Genomic DNA, 18,457 nt, shown 5'->3' with positions numbered 1-18,457 from the left:
CTGCGACTGCAAGCGTTTTCCGGGCATGCCCTAGCGGACGGCGACCGGCGAGGACCTGAACGGCCGAGCCGTCCACGGCGGGCTGGCCACTCAGAGGTTCGTCCGGAGCAGCAGCTCGGCGAACTCGTTGGGCGGCAATGGCCGACTGAAGTAGAAACCCTGGATTTCTTCGCAGCCCGCACCACGCAGGAATTCCATCTGGGCTGCCGTTTCGACCCCCTCGGCGATCACCGACATGCGCAGGCTCCGGGCCATACTGATGATCGCGCGAGCGATCGCCGAATCGTTCCTGTCGCAGGGAATCCCGCGCACGAACGAGCGGTCGATCTTCAGGTTGGTGATCGGAAACCGCTTGAGATAGGAGAGGCTCGAGTAACCGGTTCCAAAGTCGTCGAGAGTCATCAGCAGCCCGGCCTCGCCAAACTCGCGCATCATCGCGACCACCGAGTCGGCGCTGTGCATCAGCATGCTCTCGGTGATCTCCAGTTCCAGCGAATCGTGCGGAATCGCCTGCCGGGCGATGATCGTGACGACCCGCTTCGGCAGCGAAGCGCTGAACTGACGCGCCGAGAGGTTTACCGCCACACGCACCTTGCTCAGTCCGAGATCGAGCCATTCGCGAATCTGCCGGCAGGCCGCGTCGATCACCCATTCGCCGATCGGCTGGATCAGCCCGGTCTCCTCGGCGACCGGGATGAACTGTGCCGGCGATATCGGCCCGTGCTCGGGATGATTCCAGCGCAGAAGCGCTTCGGCGCCGACGATGCGGCCGCTGCCGAGGTCGAGTTGCGGCTGATAGACCAGGTGGAATTCGCCGCGCTCGCTCGCCCGGCGCAGCGCCCCTTCGATCTTCAGCTGCTCCAAGGAACGCTGATTCATCTCCTGCGAGTAGTAGACGAGCGCGCTGCTGCCCCTGCCCTTGGCCCGGTACATGGCCACGTCGGCGTTCTTGAGCAGGGCCTCGGTGTCGCGTCCGTCCTCGGGGAAGATGCTGATCCCGATGCTTCCCGAGAGCAGGATCTCCTGGGTTTCGAGGAAGTATGCTTCGGCGAGTACGGCGAGCAGCTTCCTGGCCACCTGACCGGCATGCTCGCGACGACCGATGTCCGGCAACGCGATGACGAACTCGTCGCCGCCGAGGCGCGCGACGATGTCTTCGGCTCTGAGCGTCGCGCTGAGGCGACGGCTCACTTCCTTGAGAATCAGGTCTGCCTGAGTGTGGCCGAACGAATCGACGATGTGCTTGAAGCGGTTGAGGTCGAGAAAGAGTACGGCGACATGTGTGCGACTGCGCACGGCGATGCTCAGCGCCTTGTCGAGCAGCGAGTACAGCAGACTGCGATTGGGCAGACCGGTCAGCGCATCGTAGTAGGCGAGCTGATGAATCTGGCGCTCCGCCTCTTTCCGTTCGCTGACATCGGAAAACACGAAGAAGTAGTTCTGCACCCGGCCAACGGCATCCCGCACCGCGGCAATCAGGGTTCGCGCCGGAAATGGATTTCCGTCCTTGCGCGTGAATTGGAGCTCGCCTCGCCATTCTCCCGCGACGCCCATCCTGTCGGCGATCCGCGCGAGCAGCGTCGACTGTCCGTCCCGGTGAAGCAGCATGCCCGGCGACCTGCCGAGCACTTCACTCTCCGGATAGCCGGTCATGTCCGAGAACGCGCGATTGATCGAGACGATGCGTTCCTCACGGTCGGTCACCAGAACCGCCTCACCGCTGCATTCGACGATCGCTGCGTGCAGGCGCAGGGTTTGCTCGACTTCGCTCGCGCCGCCCGGCCAGCTGGCCGGGTGTGCGGCAGCGCTCCCGCGGTCGACCTGCGTGCCTCGGAGCGGAGACGGCTTGGCGACTCCAGGCGGCGCCGCGGGTGCGCGCGGCACCTTGTCGCGCGCCGACAGGGCATTCGCCAGCAGCGACGCGAGCGCCGAAAATCGGCTCTGCGCAGCAGCATCGTAACCGCCTCGCCTGCCGGAAACGCCGACGAATCCGATAACTCCCCGGTAGCCCAGCAGGGGGGCGGCGAGCCAGGCGCAGCGACCACCACCTGCGATCGTCTCGCCACCGACCACCCCCCTTCTTTCGGTCGCGCTGGCGAACGCCCGCTGCCAGTGCTCGCCGCTGCACCGGATCTGGCCGGACAGTTCGACGACCGCTTCGCCGCTCGCCAGCGCCCTCCTGAACAGTGAGCCGATCGTCTGGCGGCAGAAGCCTAGTGGTGAATGGAGAGCGGCGCGACACAGTTCGCTGGCCAGTTCGAGATCCGACACGTCGACAGCGCCGCCCTGGTGATCGCCGGTCGCCCTTCCGGCACTGAGCGTCGACCGCCTCACCGGACTGCCCCCAGATCGACCACCGGCACTGGAGGAGCACCACCGACGACGCAGCCCCAAGGAAAACCCCGCCTCGCCGCGGGGGACGCCCGGCCCGACGAGCGCGCACGACTCCCGCAACCGCTTCCGCCGCTCCTGATGTTTCGACGATTCTCCGACTTCCCCACCGGCCGCCCCCGCTCCCGAGCAGACCAACATGGTAATACAGCGGCGTGACAACTTGCACCTTAAATCATCGTGATCGCGCAGTTCCGGAGGCGCAACGGGGCAGCCGGCCCGAGGTCGGTCCTCTTCCCTGGGGCGGCGGTCCGGCGGCAGCACAACCGTTCCCGGTTCCGCTGCAACCGGCACGCTCGACGACGTCACGGTCAGTCAGCGGACGGCTGGTTGCCAACAGACCCGGACGCTTCCTCTTGAACCGGACGACTCGAACGCCTGCGCCCTTCGCAATCAGTCGCCGGCGGAAGGCGACGAGCTGTCGACGACGCGGCGTGGGTGGAGCTTGCCGAGCGGATCGAGTTCGCCGACGCCGAGGAAGCGCCCGACGGAGTAGACGCGCCTTCTGCCGCCCGTCCCGGAGGCTGGCACCGGATTGCCGCGGGCAAAGCGCCTGCCCTCTGCCTCGTCGAGGTCGACCGCCGGCAGCGTCTGCACCAGGGTATCGGCAGCAAGCAGGCAGTCGTGTCGCCGTTCTTCGGGAAGCGCCGCGATGCGCTCGATCGTCCATGCGTCGGCGATAGCGAGCGCGCCGACGGCGACTCGCCGCAGCGCGCTGACATGGGCGCCGCAGCCGAGCGCTTCACCGAGATCGACGGCCAGGGTGCGCACGTAGGTCCCCTTGCTGCACGAGACATAAAGGCGGCACGAGTCACCGGTGAAGGCGAGCAACCGGAGTTCGTGGATGCAGACCTGGCGCGCTTCCCTGTCCACCGTGATTCCCCGCCGGGCCAGTTCGTAGAGAGGCCGACCGTCCCGTTTGAGCGCCGAATACATCGGCGGCACCTGCGTGATCGGACCACGAAAGCGCCCCAGAGCCGCGTCGAGCTCGGTGGGCAACAGGCTGACTGTCTGGCGCGAGAGAACGGCACCTTCCGCGTCGCCCGTGTCGGTCCGTACGCCGAAGCACACTTCGGCCTGATAACTCTTGTCGGCACCGAGCAGGTCGGAGGAAAATTTCGTCGCCTCGCCAAAACACAGCGGCAGCAGACCGCTGGCCAGCGGATCGAGGGTTCCGGTGTGTCCGGCCCTGGCCGCGCCGAACAGGCGCCGCGCAGCCTGCAGGGCGGCGTTGGACGACATCCCGCAGGACTTGTCGAGCAACAGGACGCCGTCGACCCGGCGCCAGTGCCTGCGTGCAGCCAAGTTACCCCCTGTCCGGGGGATCGCCGTGTCCGGAAATCGCTGCCGCCTCGCCGATCAGCTTCGAGAGCTGGGCCCCTCTTTCGAGAGACTCGTCGAAGACGAAATGCAGTTGCGGCGTCATGTGGATGGTGATCCGCTTGCCAAGTTCGCTGCGCAGGAACCCGGAGGCCTTGTCCAGACCGGCCTGGACCTCGGCGAGTCCCTCGCTGCCGGCGAGCGTACTGAAATAGACCCTGGCGTGCGCGTAGTCGGGACTGATCTGCACTTCCGTCAGACTGACCATGCCGACGCGAGGATCGCGAAGCTCGCTGCGGATCAGTTCGGCCAGCTCGCGACGGATCTGCTCGGCGATCCGGTCGCTGCGCGAGAATCCCCTGTTGCCGGCCACCTAGAGCGTCCTCGCGACTTCCGTGACGTCGTAGATCTCGAGCTGGTCGCCCTCCTCGTAGGCGGTGAAGTTGCGCAGCGAAAGGCCACACTCGAAGCCCGCCCTGACCTCCTTGACGTCGTCCTTGAAACGCTTGAGCGACTCGATCTCGCCGTCCCAGACGACGATGTGATTGCGCAGCAGACGCGCCCGGGAGCTGCGCTTGACGATCCCCTCGAGCACGTAGCAGCCGGCGATCGTGCCGATCCTCGTCGCCCGGAAGACCTGGCGGATCTCGACCAGGCCGGTGACTTCCTCACGCTTCTCGGGCGCGAGCATGCCGGACAGCGCGGCCTTGACCTCATCGACGGCATCGTAAATGATGTTGTAATAGCGGATGTCCACCCCGGCGGCCTCGGCAGCCTTGCGTGCGCCGGCGTCCGCGCGGGTGTTGAAGCCGATGATCACCGCCTTCGAGGCCTGCGCCAGGTACACGTCGGACTCGCTGATCGCGCCGACCGCCGCGTGAATGACGTTGACCTTCACTTCGCCGGTCGACAGCTTCTGCAGCGACTGGACCAGCGCCTCCTGCGAACCCTGGACGTCGGCCTTGATGATCAGCGCGAGGACCTTCGCTTCGGCTTCGGTCATCTGTTCGAGAATGCTTTCCAGGCTGGCCGCCTGCTTGGTGGCCAGCTTCACGTCGCGGTACTTGCCCTGGCGGAAAAGCGCGATCTCGCGTGCCTTCCGCTCGTCGGCGAGCACGACGGCTTCCTGGCCGGCAGCCGGGACGTCGGACAGACCGAGGATCTCGACGGGGATCGACGGGCCAGCCTCCTTGAGGACCTTGCCGTTCTCGTCGAGCATCGCGCGCACCCGGCCAAAGACCTGCCCGGCGAGCAGCACGTCACCCTGGTGGAGCGATCCCGAAAGGACGAGCATCGTCGCCACCGGTCCCCGACCCCGGTCGAGCCGGGCTTCGATGATCAGGCCCTTGGCTGGCGCCTTTCTCGGCGCCTTGAGTTCGAGCACCTCGGCCTGGAGGAGCACGTTCTCGAGCAACTCGTCGATGCCCGCACCGGTCTTCGCCGAGACCAGGACGAACGGTGCGTCGCCGCCATACTCCTCGGGAACCACCTGCTCGGTAACCAACTCCTGCTTCACCCGGTCGGGCTGCGCACCGGGCTTGTCGATCTTGTTCACGGCGACGACGATCGGCACCCCGGCCGCCTTGGCGTGGTGAATCGCCTCGCGGGTCTGCGGCATCACGCCATCGTCGGCAGCGACGACCAGAATGACCAGGTCGGTCGCCTTGGCGCCGCGAGCACGCATCGCCGTGAAGGCCTCGTGACCCGGCGTGTCGAGGAAGGTGACCGTTCCGCGACTCGTCTTCACGTGGTAGGCGCCAATGTGCTGGGTGATCCCCCCGGCTTCGCCGCTGGCCACACGCGTCCGCCGGATGTAGTCGAGCAGCGAGGTCTTGCCGTGGTCGACGTGGCCCATCACCGTGACCACCGGTGCGCGCGGTTCGAGCGGCACGTCCTTCTGGTCGGAGGAGACGACCTCGGCGAGGAAGGCATCGGGATCGTCGAGTTTGGCGGCCAACGCCTTGTGGCCCATCTCCTCGACGATGATCATCGCCGTCTCCTGGTCGAGCACCTGGTTGATGGTGACCATCGAACCCATCTTCATCAGCGCCTTGATCACCTCGGTTGCCTTGATCGCCATCTTGTGCGCGAGGTCGGCCACCGAAATGGTCTCGGGCACGAAGACCTGATGCACGACGGGTTCGACGGGCAGCTGGAAAGCATGCGCTTCGTCTTCCTCGCTCGACCCGCGGCCCGGCCGCTTGCCGTGCTTCGCATCGCGCCAGCCAGTGGCCCCGGTGACTCCGCGAGTCTTCAGGCCAGGCCGCCGGCTCGCGCCCTCGCTCTTCCACGGGCCCTTCTTCTCGGCGCCCTTCTTCTCGGGCGCCTTCTTCTCGACGGGCTTCTTGTCGCCCGGCGCGGCCTTCGCAGCGGGCTTGTGCAGGGTCTTGTCCTCGACCCCCCGGTCGCTCGCCGTCTGCGCGGCGGCCTGCTTGGCAGCTCCGGCGGCCTTGGCCGCCTCGGCCTTTTCTTCGGCTTCCTGCTTCAGCCGCGCGAGCTCGACGCTGCGCTGCTGCTTGCTCTTGAACTCTGCCTCCTGGATCGCTCGCAGCTCGGCATGGCGCCGCTCCTCCTCGGCGCGCAGGCGCTCCTGCTCCTCGCCGATGATAGACGCACGCGTGACCACCTTGCGCGTGCCGGGTGGCTTCGCCTCGGCCGCCGGCTGCTCACCCTTCCTGCCACCGGCGGCGCCGACCGGTGGCTCGGCAGGCGGCGGAGCGACCTCCTGAGCCACTGGCTCGGGTGCGCGGACCGGCGCCTCCGCTGGCGGTGGGGCGACTGCTTCCGTGGCCACCGCCTCGGCACGCGCCGCGACAGGTGGAGCGACAGACACGACGACCGGCTCGGGAACCGGCTCGGGAACCGGCGGAACGACGGCTTCACTGACCGCGGCCACCGGCACGGCTTCTGTGACCGCCTTCGCGCTCGTCGCCTCGGGTTTCGGCTCGGGTGCTTCGCGCTTGACCAGAACCCGCTTCCTGCGCACCTCGACCTGCACGGTATGTGATTTGCCGCGCGAATCCTGCTGCCTGATCTCGGTCGTTTCCTTGCGCGTCAGCGTGATCTTGGTGCGCGTGTCCGCCGGGCCGTGTGCACGCCGCAGGTAATCGAGCAGCCGGGACTTGTCCTGTTCGGTGAGCAGGTCGTCCGCCTGCTTCTTGACCACGCCGGCCCGCTGCAGTTGCTCGAGCAGCGAACTGGCCGGCATCTTCAGCTGCGTGGCAAATTGGGCAACACTTGTTTGCGCCATGTGGACTCCTCTTCCCCCCTCACTCGAACCAGTGCGCACGCGCCTTGGTGATCAATTGTCTCGCTCGCTGCTCATCGATGCCGGTCATCTCGGTCAACTCGTCGACGGCCAGATCCGCGAGTTCGTCGCGGGTCTTGACGCCGTTGCCAGCGAGCTTGCCGGCCAGCGACTTGTCCATTCCCTCGAGGTTCAGCAGGTCCTCCGAGACGTCACCGAGGTGCTCCTCGGTGGCAATCGCCTCGGTCAGCAGAACGTTGCGTGCCCGCTCGCGCAACTCCTGAACGGTGGCCTCGTCGAAGGCCTCGATCTCGAGCATCTCGTGCAGCGGTACGTAGGCCACCTCCTCGATCGTCGAGAACCCCTCGTCGATCAGCACGTTGGCCAGGTCTTCGTCGACGTCGAGTTTCTCCATGAAGAGCACGCGGACTGCTGCCGCCTCGGCCTCGACGAGCGTCTTCGACTCCTCTTCCGTCATCAGGTTGATTATCCAGCCGGTCAGTTCCGAAGCAAGGCGGACATTCTGACCACCGCGACCGATGGCAATCGCCAGATTCTGCTCGTCGACGACGACGTCCATGCTGTGCTTGTCTTCGTCGACGATGATCGAGCTCACCTCGGCAGGAGCCAGCGCACCGACTACGAACTGCGCCGGATCGGCCGACCAGAGAACGATGTCCACCCTTTCGCCAGCAAGCTCGTTGGTCACCGCGGTCACGCGCGAGCCACGCATGCCGACACAAGTCCCGATCGGGTCGATGCGCTGATCGTTCGACTTGACCGCGATCTTCGCACGCATCCCCGGATCCCGCGCTGCGGCCTTGATCTCCAGAAGGCCGTCGTCGACCTCGGGGACTTCCAAGGCAAAGAGCTGGATGATGAATTCCGGAGCAGTCCGCGAGAGGATCAGCTGCGGGCCGCGCGCCGAGCGGTCGATGCGCAGCAGGTAGGCCTTGACCCGGTCGCCGACGCGCAGGTTCTCGCGGGGAATCATCTGGTCCCGCGGCAGCAGCGCTTCGATCTTGCCGGTTTCGATGATCGCATTGCCGCGCTCCATGCGCTTGATCGTTCCGGTGACCAGATGCTCCTTGCGACTCAGGAAGTCACTGAGCACCTGCTCCCGCTCCGCGTCGCGAATCTTCTGCAGGATCACCTGCTTGGCCGCCTGCGCCCCGATACGACCGAAGTCGATCGGCTCGAGCGCCTCTTCGAGGTAGTCCCCGATCTCGACTTCGGGGTCCTGAGTCAACGCTTCGGAGAGTGGAACCTGATGCTGCTCGCTGACGAAGTCCTCATCGGCGACGACCTCCCAGCGACGGAACGTTTCGAAATCTCCGGTCTCGCGATCGACCGCCACGCGAACGTTGGCCTCGTCGTGAATCCGCTTCTTCGTCGCCGAGGCCAGCGCCAGCTCCAGAGCGCCGAAGACGATGTCCTTGGCCACGTTCTTCTCGCGCGCCAGGACATCCACCAGCAGCAGGATTTCTCGGCTCATTTCCTCATCACCTCCTAAACCAGCCTGTCGCCCGACTTCGGTGTCTCGAACCGGGGCACGAGCCGCGCCTTCTCGATGTTCGCAAGGTCAAACTGCAGTTCCCCACCGTCGGTCTGAACGATCACCTTTCCGGACAGCACACCCTGCAGAACTCCGCTGAAGTTCCGCCGCCCGTTCAGCGCGAGGTGCAGCCTGAGGCTGATCACCGAGCCCGCGAAGCGTACGAAATCCGACTCGCGGCGCAGCGGCCTGTCGAGACCCGGTGAGGACACCTCGAGCCGATCGTAGTCGACATTCTCGACGGCCAGCACCCGGGAAAGCTGATTGCTGACCAGAACGCAATCATCGATATCCACCCCGCCAGGCTTCTGCTGCCTGTCGATAAACACGCGGAGCACGCGCCCGCGCGGGCTCCTCTCGACATCGACCAGTTCATAGCCGAGGCCGGTCACTGTCTTCTCCAGAACTTCGTAGACATCCATCTCTGCAAACAAAAAATGGGCGAAAAGCCCATCCCGAAAGAATGCCCCGTGGGGCCAGCGGAAAGCCCTTGGATTATAATGAAAAACGCTGTGGACGTAAATTGGTCGGCGGACCCTCCGGATCAGCCCGGTCGGCTGCGCCGGACGGCCGGAAAACGACCCGGCTGGCCTGTAGATAGCCCGAAGTCATCGAGCAGGCGACGGACTTCGGCCTCCGCGAGCTCGACGACCTGGCCCCGCCTGAGCCCTCGCGGCAGGAAGAACGGGCCGTAACGCACCCGGATCAGCCGGCTGACGACCGCGCCGACGGCCTCGAACATCCGGCGCACTTCCCGATTGCGGCCCTCGTGGAGCGCGACCCGGTACCAGCGGTTGGCTCCTTCACCCCCGGCATCCTCGAAGCTCGCGAATTGTGCCGGGCCGTCGGCCAGACCGACGCCCTGGATCAGACGGTGCCGGGCGTCGGCGGAGATCTCGCCGAGAACCCGCACCGCGTACTCGCGGACAAGCTCGTATCGGGGGTGCATCAACCGGTTGGCCAGTTCGCCCGAAGTGGTCAGCAACAGCAGGCCGCTGGTGTTGAAGTCCAGGCGGCCGACAGCCACCCAGCGCCCGGCCGAAATCTTCGGCAGTGCTGTGAACACGTTCGGACGACGACCCGGATCGTTGCGCGAGACGATCTCGCCTTCCGGCTTGTGATAGAGAATTATCCGTGGCAGCCGATCGGAAAAGCGCAGCTGCACGAGCTTGCCATTGACCTTGACACGATCGCCCGGGCTGACCACCTGGCCGAGATGCGCCGCCTGACCATTGACGGCGACGCGCCCGGCAGCGATCAGCCCCTCCATCTCCCGGCGCGAGCCAACTCCGCTGTTGGCCAGCAGCTTGTGCAGTCTCTCTGGCTGGCCCTGCGCCGCCGGCTGACGCCGGCGGGCCGGCGACGCAGGCTGACCCGGCCGGACAATGCCCAGGTCAGCGACTTCACCGCTTAACCTGACCGGCGATCGGGGCTGGCCTCGCGCCGGATTGCCGGGCTGTCGGCCGGGAGCGGAATCAGGAGGAAGTCTGCGTCGGGGGCTTGACATCGACGAGGTCCAGGTCGGGATTGATCTGATCGAGTGGCGGCAAATCGGCAAGACTGCGTAGACCGAGGTCGTCGAGAAACTTGCGGGTCGTCGCCAGCAGCGCCGGTCGTCCGGGGGTATCGCGGTGGCCGACGACGTCAATCCAGCCACGCTCCTCGAGGACGCGGATGACCTGAGTCGCCACGCTGACCCCGCGAATGTCCTCGATGTCGCCGCGCGTGACCGGTTGGCGATAAGCGATGATCGCCAGGGTCTCGAGCACCGCGCGCGAATAGCGCGGCGGCCGTTCGGGATTGAGCCGTTCGAGGTAAGGCATGAACTCGGCGCGCGTGCGAAAGCGCCAGCCGCTGGCCACCTGCAGCAACTCGAGCGGGCGATCTCCCCACTCGGCGCGCAACTCGTCGAGCAGCGACCGCACGACATCTCCAGCGAGCTGATCGGCAAACACCTTGCGCAGGTCGGCCAGCGACAACGGCTCGCGGGCACTCAGCAATACCGCCTCGAGCACCTTCCTGACCGCTGCCGGGCTGCCCGGCAGGGCATCATCCGGACGCCGGTCGGGAATCGCTTCGCTCATCGGTCAGGCGGAGATAGATCGGGGCAAAGGCTTCGACCTGGGTCATTTCCAGCAGACGCTCGCGCGCCAGTTCGAGCAGCGCGAGAAAATGGACGACGACCACCGCAACGTCCTGTCCCGGATCGAAGAGATCGACGAAGTCGACAAAGCCGCTCGCCTCGCGCAGGCACCGAAGGATCTTGCCCATGTGCTCGCGCACCGACAGTTCCTCGCGCTGCACCAGATGCCGGGTGTGCAGTCGGGCCTGGCGCAGGATCCCCCGCCAGGCATTCTGCAGGTCTTCGGCGCTGACCTCCGGCAGGCGCAGCAGCCCTTTCTCGACCCACGCCTCGACCCAGTCGAAATCGCGCTCGGCCTGCGGGACTTCGCCGAGCCGCTGCGCCGCGCGCTTCATCTGCTCGTACTCGACGAGACGGCGTACGAGCTCGGCACGCGGGTCTTCGGCCGAATCGCCGGTGACCACCTTCGGTTTGGGCAGAAGCATCCGCGACTTGATTTCGATGAGCATCGCCGCCATGACCAGGTAATCGGCGGCGAGTTCGAGGTTCTGCGAACGCATCGCCTCGACGTAGACGAGGTACTGCTCGGTCAGCAAGGCCATCGGAATGTCGAGCACGTTCACGTTCGCCCTGCGGATCAGGTAGAGGAGAAGGTCCAGAGGTCCTTCGAAGGCCTCGAGCATCACCGCCATCGCGTCCGGCGGGATGTACAGGTCGTGCGGCAACTGGTCGAGCGGCGCGCCATAGACGCGCGCGAGCGGCGCGCCGGCAGCCTGGCCGACCCGTCCCTGGTCGAGAATCGCTACGTCGCCGATCACCGCTCAGGTCCCCCCCACGCGACCCCGGTCATAATCGAGGCCCATCGCCTGGCGTACGTCGCGCATCGTCTCGCGGGCCAGGTGACGCGCCTTGCCGTTGCCATCGGCGATGATCTCGCGGACCAGTGCCGGATTGTCGAGGTAGGGCTGCGAACGCTCGCGCATCGGCGCCTGCTCACGCAGGATGCCGTCGATCACCGGCTGCTTGCAGTCGAGACAGCCGATCGCAGCGCTCCGGCAGCCCTGCTGCACCCACGCTTGGCAGCCCTCATCGGAATAGACCTGATGCAGCGGCCAGACCGGGCACTTGCCGGGGTCGCCGGGATCGCTACGCCGGATTCGCGCGGGGTCGGTGGGCATCCGGCGGAGCTTTTGGGTCACCGACGCGGCGTCCTCGCGCAGCGTGATCGTATTGCCGTAGGATTTCGACATCTTCTGCCCGTCGAGACCCGGCATCCGCGACGCTTCGGTGAGCAGCGCGCCGGGTTCGACGAGGATCATCTTGCCGGTGCCTTCGAGATAGCCGAAGAGCCGCTCGCGGTCGGCGTGCGAAAGGTCGTGAACCTCGTCGAGCAGGGCGTGCGCGAGTTCGATCGCCGACTGCTCTCCCTGCTGCTGGAAGCGCGTGCGCAGTTCGTCGAAGCGCCGTGCCCGGCGCGCGCCGAGCCTGCGCGCCGCCTCCCGGGCCTTGTCCTCGAAGCCCGACTCGCGCCCGTAGAGATGATTGAACCGGCGAGCGATCTCTCTCGAAAACTCGATGTGCGGCACCTGGTCCTCACCGACCGGCACCTTGTCGGCGCGATAGATCAGGATGTCGGCCGCCTGCAGCAGCGGATAGCCAAGGAAGCCGTAGGTCGACAGATCCTTGTTCTCGAGTTTCTCCTGCTGGTCCTTGTAGGTCGGCACGCGCTCGAGCCAGCCAAGCGGCGTCATCATCGAGAGCAGCAGATGGAGTTCGGCGTGCTCGGGAACCTGCGACTGAATGAACAGCGTCGCCCGCGACGGATCGACACCGGCGGCGAGCCAATCGATGACCATCTCCCACGAGGCCGCGACGATCCCCTGCGGGTCGTCGTACTCGGTGGTCAGCGCGTGCCAGTCGGCGACGAAGAACAGGCAGGGATACTCTTCCTGCAAGCGGACCCAGTTCTTGAGCACGCCGTGGTAATGACCGAGATGCAGGCTGCCGGTGGGGCGCATTCCGGAGAGGACTCGTTCTGCGTACATGTCGGGCGTCAGACGGTTCAGGAGGGTAACTGGAAGAGGACTTCGACTACGCCGGCGACCACACGCATCACCGGGGTCAGCACGGAGCCCAGCACACCGGTGAAGAGCAGCAGCAGAAGGATCGGAAAGCCGAAGCGCTCGATCTGCGCGAAGCGCCACGCGGCTTCGGGCGGCAGCAGGCTGACCGCGATCCTCCCGCCGTCGAGCGGCGGCAGGGGAAACAGGTTGAGGACCATCAGGGCGATGTTGATGCCGATTCCGATCTTCGCCATCTCGGCCATCGGCAGGCTGAAGACGTTGACCGGCAGCAGCCAGGCGAGCTTGAACACGGCGGCCCAGGCGAGGAGCATCGCCAGATTGGCCCCCGGTCCGGCAGCGGCGACCCAGAGCATGTCGCGCTTCGGGTGCCGCAGACGGCCGAAATTGACCGGCACGGGCTTGGCCCAGCCGAACAAAAGACTGTTGCCGGAGAGCAGCAGGATCAGCGCCGGAACGAGGATCGTGCCGATCGGGTCGATGTGCTTCAACGGATTGGCGGTGATCCGCCCCTCCTGCCAGGCAGTGGGATCGCCGAAATGGCGAGCGGCGTAACCGTGTGCCGCCTCGTGAAGGGTGATCGCCAGGACCACCGGCAGCGCCGCAATGGCAATGCTCGCGACAAAAGCGAACAGGTTCATCATCCGACTCCTCAATCCAGGCCGAACGGCGCCAGCGATCCCCGACCGGCGCGGACGAGTTCGGGCAGCGCTCCGGTCAGGTCGATCACCGTCGTCGGCTCGATTCCGCAGCGGCCTCCGTCGAGGATCAGGTCGAGCTGCGCGCCGAGCCGGTCTCTGATCTCCCAGCCTTCGGTGAGCGGCAGATCGTCTCCGGCGACGATCAGCGTCGAGGTCAGCAGCGGCTCGCCGAGCGTCTCGAGCAGGGCCCGCGTCACCGTGTGCGCGGGCACGCGCAGGCCGATCGTCTTGCGCTTCGGATGCAGCACGCGCCGCGGCAGTTCGCGGGTCCCCTCGAGGATGAAAGTGTAGCTGCCCGGCGTCGTCGCCTTGAGCAGGCGGTACCGCGCGTTGTCGACACGGGCGAACTGCCCGATCTGCGACAGGTCGCGGCACATCAGCGTCAGATGATGCCGCTCGTCGACGTCACGCAGCGCGCGAATCTTCTCGACCGGGGCCTTGTCGCCGAGCTGACAGCCCAGCGCATAGCTCGAATCGGTCGGCAAGGCGATGACCCCCCCCTGGCGGATGACCTCGACGGCTCGCACCAGCAGCCGGCCCTGGGGATTGTCGGGATGGACCAACAGATACTCAGCCATCGGCAGCGTTCGGCATCGTCAGAAAAGCACCCAGACCGGCTTCAGGGTTTCGGGCAGCGGCGGCAAAAGGCCAAGGTCGACATGGCTTTCGCCCGGTCCGTGAAAGTCGGAACCGCGCGAGGCCAGGAAGTCGAACTCCTTGGCCAGTCGCGAGAAGGTCTCGACCTGCTCGGGAGTGTGACTCCCCGACAGGACCTCGATCGCCTGCCCGCCGAGATCCCTGAACTCACCGAGGAAGCGCCGCAACTCGGAACGCGACAGGCGGTAGCGGCCAGGATGGGCGACCGCCGCGACCCCCCCGGCGCCGAGAATCCAGCCCAGCGAATCAGCGAGCGTCGCCCAGCGGTGGGCGACATAGCCCGGTCGTCCGGGGACGAGGTACGAGTCGAAGACGGCGTGCAGATCCCTGCACAGCCCGATCTCGACGAGATAACGTGCGAAATGCGCGCGGCTGATCAGCTTCGGGTTGGCCGCGTAACGCATCGCGCCGTCGAAGGCGCCGGTGATGCCTATCCTTTCGAGGTCCGCGGACATCCGCTGCGCCCGCTCGATCCGTCCCGAACAGATCCCTTCGAGACCGGCGCGCAGCAGCGCATCGGACTCGTCGAAGGCATAGCCGAGGACATGGATCTGCAGCCCGCCCCACTCGATCGAGACTTCGACGCCGCTGACGAAACGCATCCCCGTCTCGCCGGCAACCGCGCGCGCCACCGGCAGACCCTGAAGATCGTCGTGGTCGGTCAGCGACAGAAGGGTCACCCCGTTCGCCGCAGCCCTGCGCGCGACTTCCCCTGGCAGCAGCAGCCCATCCGAACAGGTGGAGTGACAATGAAGATCGCAATTCATCGGGACAAACGCCAAACAGCGCGAAGGCAAGCCGTAGATCATAGCACAGGCACTCGCTCCTCCCGGCGGCAAGTCCCCTGCGACGCGCGCTGCCCGAGATGACCGTGCCACGCGCCGGCGGGCGATGGCGCCTATAATTGAGCGCTTTTTCGGAGCCGACGATGTGGTTCAAGAACCTGCAACTCTACCGCCTGCCGGCAGACTGGGCGATCGACGCCGAGCAATTAGCCGATCAGCTGGCCAGGCATGGCCTCCAGTGTTGTGCGGCAACCGAGGCGCGCAGTCTCGGCTGGGTTGCTCCGCGCGAACCCGGCCCCTTGGTGCACGCGGTGGATCGGCAGTGGCTGCTCGCCCTCGGCGTCGAGGAGAAGTTGCTCCCGGCGTCGGTGGTCAAACGCTTTGCCGCTGACCGCGCCCGGGAAATCGAGGAGAGCGAGGGCCGGAGCGTCGGGCGGCGCGAAATGCGCACGATCGTCGAGGCGATGACCCTCGAACTTCTGCCACGGGCCTTCGTCCGCCGGAGAACGACTTTTGGCTGGATCGATCGGGTCGGAGGCTGGCTGGTCGTCGACACGGCTTCGCCGGCCAAGGCCGAGGAATTTCTCGAGCATCTGCGCAGGTCGACCGAGCGGCCGCCGGTCAAGCCGCTCAAGGTGCTCCGCTCACCGTCGGCGGCGATGACCGCCTGGGTCGCCGACGGCGAGGCACCGGCGGGGTTCACCGTCGACCAGGAAGTCGAGTTGCGATCGAACGAGAAGGCGACCGTCCGCTACCTCAATCACCCACTCGAAGGAGTGGAGATTCCGCAACACATCGCTGCCGGGAAAACCGTGACGCGCCTGGCGATGACCTGGAATGACCGGATTTCGTTCGTCCTCGGTGAATCCCTGCAGATCAGGCGCCTGGCCTTTCTCGACATCCTCAGGGAACAGGCGGAAGCTCAGACAGACGACGCGGATGAGCGTTTCGACAGCGATCTCACGCTGATGACCGGCGAACTCGGCAAGATGATCGGCGATCTGGTCGCCGAGCTCGGCGGCGAAGCCCCGGCCAGTTAGCATCGACGCGCTCAACGAAGCGCCCGCCGGTCCGGCCGACCGGAGGAACGGGCGTCGCCCACGGGCGTAGGCGAAGCGACGAATGCGCTCGCCAAGGGCCGCGGCAACCGATATTCCCCGCGGCGTGAAAGAGCCGCCACGCGACGACCCACAGCCACCGCCGAGTGGCCAGCGGATGACTTCCGGCGCACCTCGACCGCCCCGGTACGCGAGTCCCGAAAGGCCTCCGTCGGGCCCTCGGCAGATCACGACTTTGTCATATCCAGACCGATGTGAAAGAATTTTTTCTTGTTTTTGGCCATGTTTTCCGGTGAATGACCGGGTTTTTGTCATATTCCTGTTGCGACCCGGCGAGCTTGTGCTATAAGCCTACCTCGCTGGCCGGAGGAGCATCGGGGCGCGAGCTTCCCGAGCCGTGACGGCCAGCGACCACGGGAGTTCCGCCATGTTCATCGACACCGAAAACAAAGCGCCCAGGCCCGAAGACGAGGACGATTCGAAGGCCAAACTGCTGATCGAGACGATCGGGCGTCTCTACGACTACAGCGCCCATCGTTCGCTGAAGCGCATGCTGGCCAAGATCTCGCCACAGGACTTGGCGAGCATACTCGAGGCCCTGACCAGGAATCGGGTCGCCGGGGTTTTCTGCGACATCCAGGAGAAGGAAGTCGCCGCCGAGGTGCTCAAGCTCGTCTCCCCCGAATTGCGCGAGTTCCTGCTCACCGACCTGCCGCCGACAGTGCTCTCCGAACTCGTTTTGTACCTGAGTCCTGAGGCGCTCACCGACCTGCTCGGTTCGCTCGACGAAGCGCAACGCGACCGGCTCCTGGCGATCCTGCCCAAGGACGACCAGGAAGACGTCGAGAGCCTTCTTCGCTACCCGCCCGACACGGCGGGCGGAATCATGACCACCGACGTCTTTTCGCTGCCCCTCGACACCCCCGTTGAAGAGGCAATCAAGGCGATCCGCACGCGCGACGAACAGGACACGGTCTTCTACCTCTACGTAACCGGTCTCGGAGGCCGCCTGGTTGGCGTCATCTCGCTTCGGCAATTGCTGCTCGCCCCCCCCGAGGCGAGGCTCGAGGAGCTGATGAACCCGCAGACGATCATGGTGACCACTGACACGAAACAGGAGACCGTCGCCCGTCTCGTCGACAAGCACAACCTGTTGGCACTTCCGGTCGTCGACGGCGAAAACGTCCTGGTCGGAGCGGTCACCGTCGATAACGTCCTCGACGTGATCCAGAGCGAAACGACCAAGGAAATGTTGCGCATGGCCGGCACGAGCGAATCCGAGATCCTCGCGCATTCGCCGTTCAGGATCGCTCGCATCCGGCTGCCGTGGCTGCTCGCAGCGTTTGGCGGAGGGCTTGCGGCAACCGGCGTGATCGAACACTTCGAAGGTATCCTCGCCAGGGTGCTCGCGCTGAGCGCCTTCCTGCCGGTGATCATGGGCATGGCCGGCAACGTCGGTGTCCAGTCTGCGACGGTGGCGGTGCGTGGTCTGGCCACCGGGGCTATCGACCTTCGCCATACCGGACGTTTCCTGTTCAAGGAGTTCAGGGTCGGGCTGATCCTCGGCGCGCTTTATGGAACGAGCCTCGGCCTGTTCGGCTATTTCGTCCACCACAGCCTCGCGCTGGGGCAGGTCGTCGGCTTCACGATTCTCGGCAACATGACTGGAGCGGCGATCCTCGCCGTCGTGCTGCCGATGATGTTCCACCGGATGAAGATCGACCCCGCGATCGCCACTGGACCCTTCGTGACGACGGCGATCGACGTGCTCGGAGTGCTCAACTATTTCGCCATCGCCACAGCGATTTACGGACTGGGCTGACGAGCGGCAGGCAGCCACGAGATCGACGCCGGCTCCTGCCGACCCGAGGATGCTGGGTGATCCGTGAAGTTTTGCAGATGTCTCAGGAGAGATGCATGGCCATGACCAGATTGGTTGCCCTCGCGCTGCTCGTCGGCTTGGCGGCCGACGCGGCCCTGGCGCAGTTCGGATCGACGACACGAACCGTCAGGCTCGTTTCGGCAGATTTTTCGCCTGTCGAAGGGAACAGCTACGACTTGAGTTGGCCCGGCCCGCCGCGGCGAGCATCGAGCGAAGCCGACAGGAGACATTTCACGCTCACGGCGAAGTTGTCGGAACCAGCTCCGGAAGAAATCTCCGTGGCCTTCCTCGTCCGGGAGAACAAGACCTGGGACTTCGATCCGATCATCAGTGCCGTCGTGGTCACCTTCGGCAAGGGCGAAACGGCAGCCCAGGCGCGCTTCTGGCTCGTGTGCAACAGGGAGGGCCGCATCCAGGGCAATCTGGGTCATGACTTCGATGGCTATGGAAACGTCTACCTGAAGGTGAACGCCTCGCTCACCGACCCCGCCGCGGAGATGTGGAAGTTCTCCGATTCGACCTCCAGAGTGCAGCACGCGCTGCAGTGCAAGTAGGCGATCCTTTCTGCGCTATAATTCAAACATGATCGACCGGTATCCCGTGCGTCGGGTGCCGCGCGCGGCGAGGCTGGAGGCACCTGCCGCCTGACGGCGGTGACCGGTGGAGCCAGCCGCATCGGGAGGCAATCCGTTTCCGG

The 18,457-nt window shown here is 65.8% G+C and carries 16 protein-coding genes; 3 read left to right on the top strand and 13 right to left on the bottom strand.

Going from position 1 to position 18,457, the window contains the following annotated elements; all coding sequences use genetic code 11:
* Positions 1–90: 90 nt before the first annotated feature.
* The 13 genes from NFW05_RS11455 to NFW05_RS11395 form a co-directional block, all read right to left on the bottom strand.
* Positions 91–2,271 carry an EAL domain-containing protein gene (locus tag NFW05_RS11455; protein ID WP_295306623.1) on the bottom strand — a complete coding sequence of 727 codons (2,181 nt, stop codon included), beginning with the start codon at positions 2,269–2,271 and terminating at the stop codon, positions 91–93.
* A gap of 513 nt (positions 2,272–2,784) precedes the next feature.
* Positions 2,785–3,696, bottom strand: coding sequence for a tRNA pseudouridine(55) synthase TruB (truB, locus tag NFW05_RS11450; protein ID WP_295306620.1), 912 nt, complete (start codon positions 3,694–3,696; stop codon positions 2,785–2,787).
* A 1-nt stretch (position 3,697) separates the two neighbouring features.
* A complete protein-coding gene (gene rbfA / locus NFW05_RS11445; protein ID WP_295306617.1) occupies positions 3,698–4,084 on the bottom strand; it encodes a 30S ribosome-binding factor RbfA in 387 nt (128 codons plus the stop codon).
* On the bottom strand, positions 4,085–6,961 hold the full coding sequence (infB, locus tag NFW05_RS11440) for a translation initiation factor IF-2 (RefSeq protein ID WP_295306616.1): 2,877 nt from the start codon (positions 6,959–6,961) through the stop codon (positions 4,085–4,087).
* A gap of 19 nt (positions 6,962–6,980) precedes the next feature.
* Positions 6,981–8,453, bottom strand: coding sequence for a transcription termination factor NusA (nusA, locus tag NFW05_RS11435; protein ID WP_295306613.1), 1,473 nt, complete (start codon positions 8,451–8,453; stop codon positions 6,981–6,983).
* 14 nt (positions 8,454–8,467) lie between these two features.
* Positions 8,468–8,935, bottom strand: coding sequence for a ribosome maturation factor RimP (rimP, locus tag NFW05_RS11430; protein ID WP_295306610.1), 468 nt, complete (start codon positions 8,933–8,935; stop codon positions 8,468–8,470).
* 122 nt (positions 8,936–9,057) lie between these two features.
* On the bottom strand, positions 9,058–10,020 hold the full coding sequence (gene rluB, locus NFW05_RS11425) for a 23S rRNA pseudouridine(2605) synthase RluB (protein WP_295306607.1): 963 nt from the start codon (positions 10,018–10,020) through the stop codon (positions 9,058–9,060).
* Positions 9,989–10,597, bottom strand: coding sequence for an SMC-Scp complex subunit ScpB (gene scpB / locus NFW05_RS11420; protein ID WP_295306605.1), 609 nt, complete (start codon positions 10,595–10,597; stop codon positions 9,989–9,991). Before scpB ends, rluB begins: the two co-directional genes overlap by 32 nt.
* Positions 10,563–11,411: a ScpA family protein gene (locus NFW05_RS11415; RefSeq protein ID WP_295306794.1), complete on the bottom strand. Its 849-nt coding sequence runs from the start codon at positions 11,409–11,411 to the stop codon at positions 10,563–10,565. Before NFW05_RS11415 ends, scpB begins: the two co-directional genes overlap by 35 nt.
* A 6-nt stretch (positions 11,412–11,417) precedes the next feature.
* The gene (locus tag NFW05_RS11410; protein WP_295306604.1) at positions 11,418–12,641 is read right to left on the bottom strand and encodes a tryptophan--tRNA ligase; all 1,224 of its coding nucleotides are present in this window, start codon (positions 12,639–12,641) and stop codon (positions 11,418–11,420) included.
* Between the two features lie 17 nt (positions 12,642–12,658).
* Entirely contained in the window at positions 12,659–13,312 is a 654-nt protein-coding gene (locus tag NFW05_RS11405; RefSeq protein WP_295306791.1) for a site-2 protease family protein, read from the bottom strand.
* A gap of 17 nt (positions 13,313–13,329) precedes the next feature.
* Positions 13,330–13,956, bottom strand: coding sequence for an L-threonylcarbamoyladenylate synthase (locus NFW05_RS11400; protein ID WP_295306602.1), 627 nt, complete (start codon positions 13,954–13,956; stop codon positions 13,330–13,332).
* Between the two features lie 18 nt (positions 13,957–13,974).
* The gene (locus NFW05_RS11395) at positions 13,975–14,802 is read right to left on the bottom strand and encodes a 3',5'-nucleoside bisphosphate phosphatase (RefSeq protein ID WP_295306599.1); all 828 of its coding nucleotides are present in this window, start codon (positions 14,800–14,802) and stop codon (positions 13,975–13,977) included.
* A 137-nt stretch (positions 14,803–14,939) separates the two neighbouring features.
* On the opposite strand from NFW05_RS11395, the gene NFW05_RS11390 reads away from it, so the two are divergent.
* The 3 genes from NFW05_RS11390 to NFW05_RS11380 all read left to right on the top strand — a co-directional run bounded on the left by NFW05_RS11390 (position 14,940) and on the right by NFW05_RS11380 (position 18,314).
* Positions 14,940–15,860, top strand: a complete 921-nt coding sequence (locus NFW05_RS11390; protein WP_366918267.1) for a recombination-associated protein RdgC — start codon at positions 14,940–14,942, stop codon at positions 15,858–15,860.
* Positions 15,861–16,305: 445 nt separating this feature from the next.
* A complete protein-coding gene (gene mgtE / locus NFW05_RS11385; protein ID WP_295306596.1) occupies positions 16,306–17,700 on the top strand; it encodes a magnesium transporter in 1,395 nt (464 codons plus the stop codon).
* 95 nt (positions 17,701–17,795) lie between these two features.
* Complete coding sequence (locus NFW05_RS11380; protein ID WP_295306593.1) at positions 17,796–18,314, top strand: hypothetical protein; 519 nt, start codon at positions 17,796–17,798, stop codon at positions 18,312–18,314.
* The last annotated feature ends 143 nt before the right edge of the window (positions 18,315–18,457 follow it).

The sequence above is a fragment of the Accumulibacter sp. genome, from assembly GCF_023806625.1.
In the GTDB taxonomy this organism is placed as follows: Bacteria; Pseudomonadota; Gammaproteobacteria; order Burkholderiales; family Rhodocyclaceae; genus Accumulibacter.
This window is presented reverse-complemented; position numbering and strand designations above follow the sequence as displayed.

Bases quoted from the DNA above. Each gene is read 5' to 3' on its own strand.
- infB (WP_295306616.1), bottom strand. From the start codon at position 6,961: ATGGCGCAAACAAGTGTTGCCCAATTTGCCACGCAGCTGAAGATGCCG.
- nusA (WP_295306613.1), bottom strand. From the start codon at position 8,453: ATGAGCCGAGAAATCCTGCTGCTGGTGGATGTCCTGGCGCGCGAGAAG.
- rimP (WP_295306610.1), bottom strand. From the start codon at position 8,935: ATGGATGTCTACGAAGTTCTGGAGAAGACAGTGACCGGCCTCGGCTAT.
- rluB (WP_295306607.1), bottom strand. From the start codon at position 10,020: ATGTCAAGCCCCCGACGCAGACTTCCTCCTGATTCCGCTCCCGGCCGA.
- scpB (WP_295306605.1), bottom strand. From the start codon at position 10,597: ATGAGCGAAGCGATTCCCGACCGGCGTCCGGATGATGCCCTGCCGGGC.
- NFW05_RS11410 (WP_295306604.1), bottom strand. From the start codon at position 12,641: ATGTACGCAGAACGAGTCCTCTCCGGAATGCGCCCCACCGGCAGCCTG.
- NFW05_RS11400 (WP_295306602.1), bottom strand. From the start codon at position 13,956: ATGGCTGAGTATCTGTTGGTCCATCCCGACAATCCCCAGGGCCGGCTG.
- NFW05_RS11395 (WP_295306599.1), bottom strand. From the start codon at position 14,802: ATGAATTGCGATCTTCATTGTCACTCCACCTGTTCGGATGGGCTGCTG.
- mgtE (WP_295306596.1), top strand. From the start codon at position 16,306: ATGTTCATCGACACCGAAAACAAAGCGCCCAGGCCCGAAGACGAGGAC.
- NFW05_RS11380 (WP_295306593.1), top strand. From the start codon at position 17,796: ATGGCCATGACCAGATTGGTTGCCCTCGCGCTGCTCGTCGGCTTGGCG.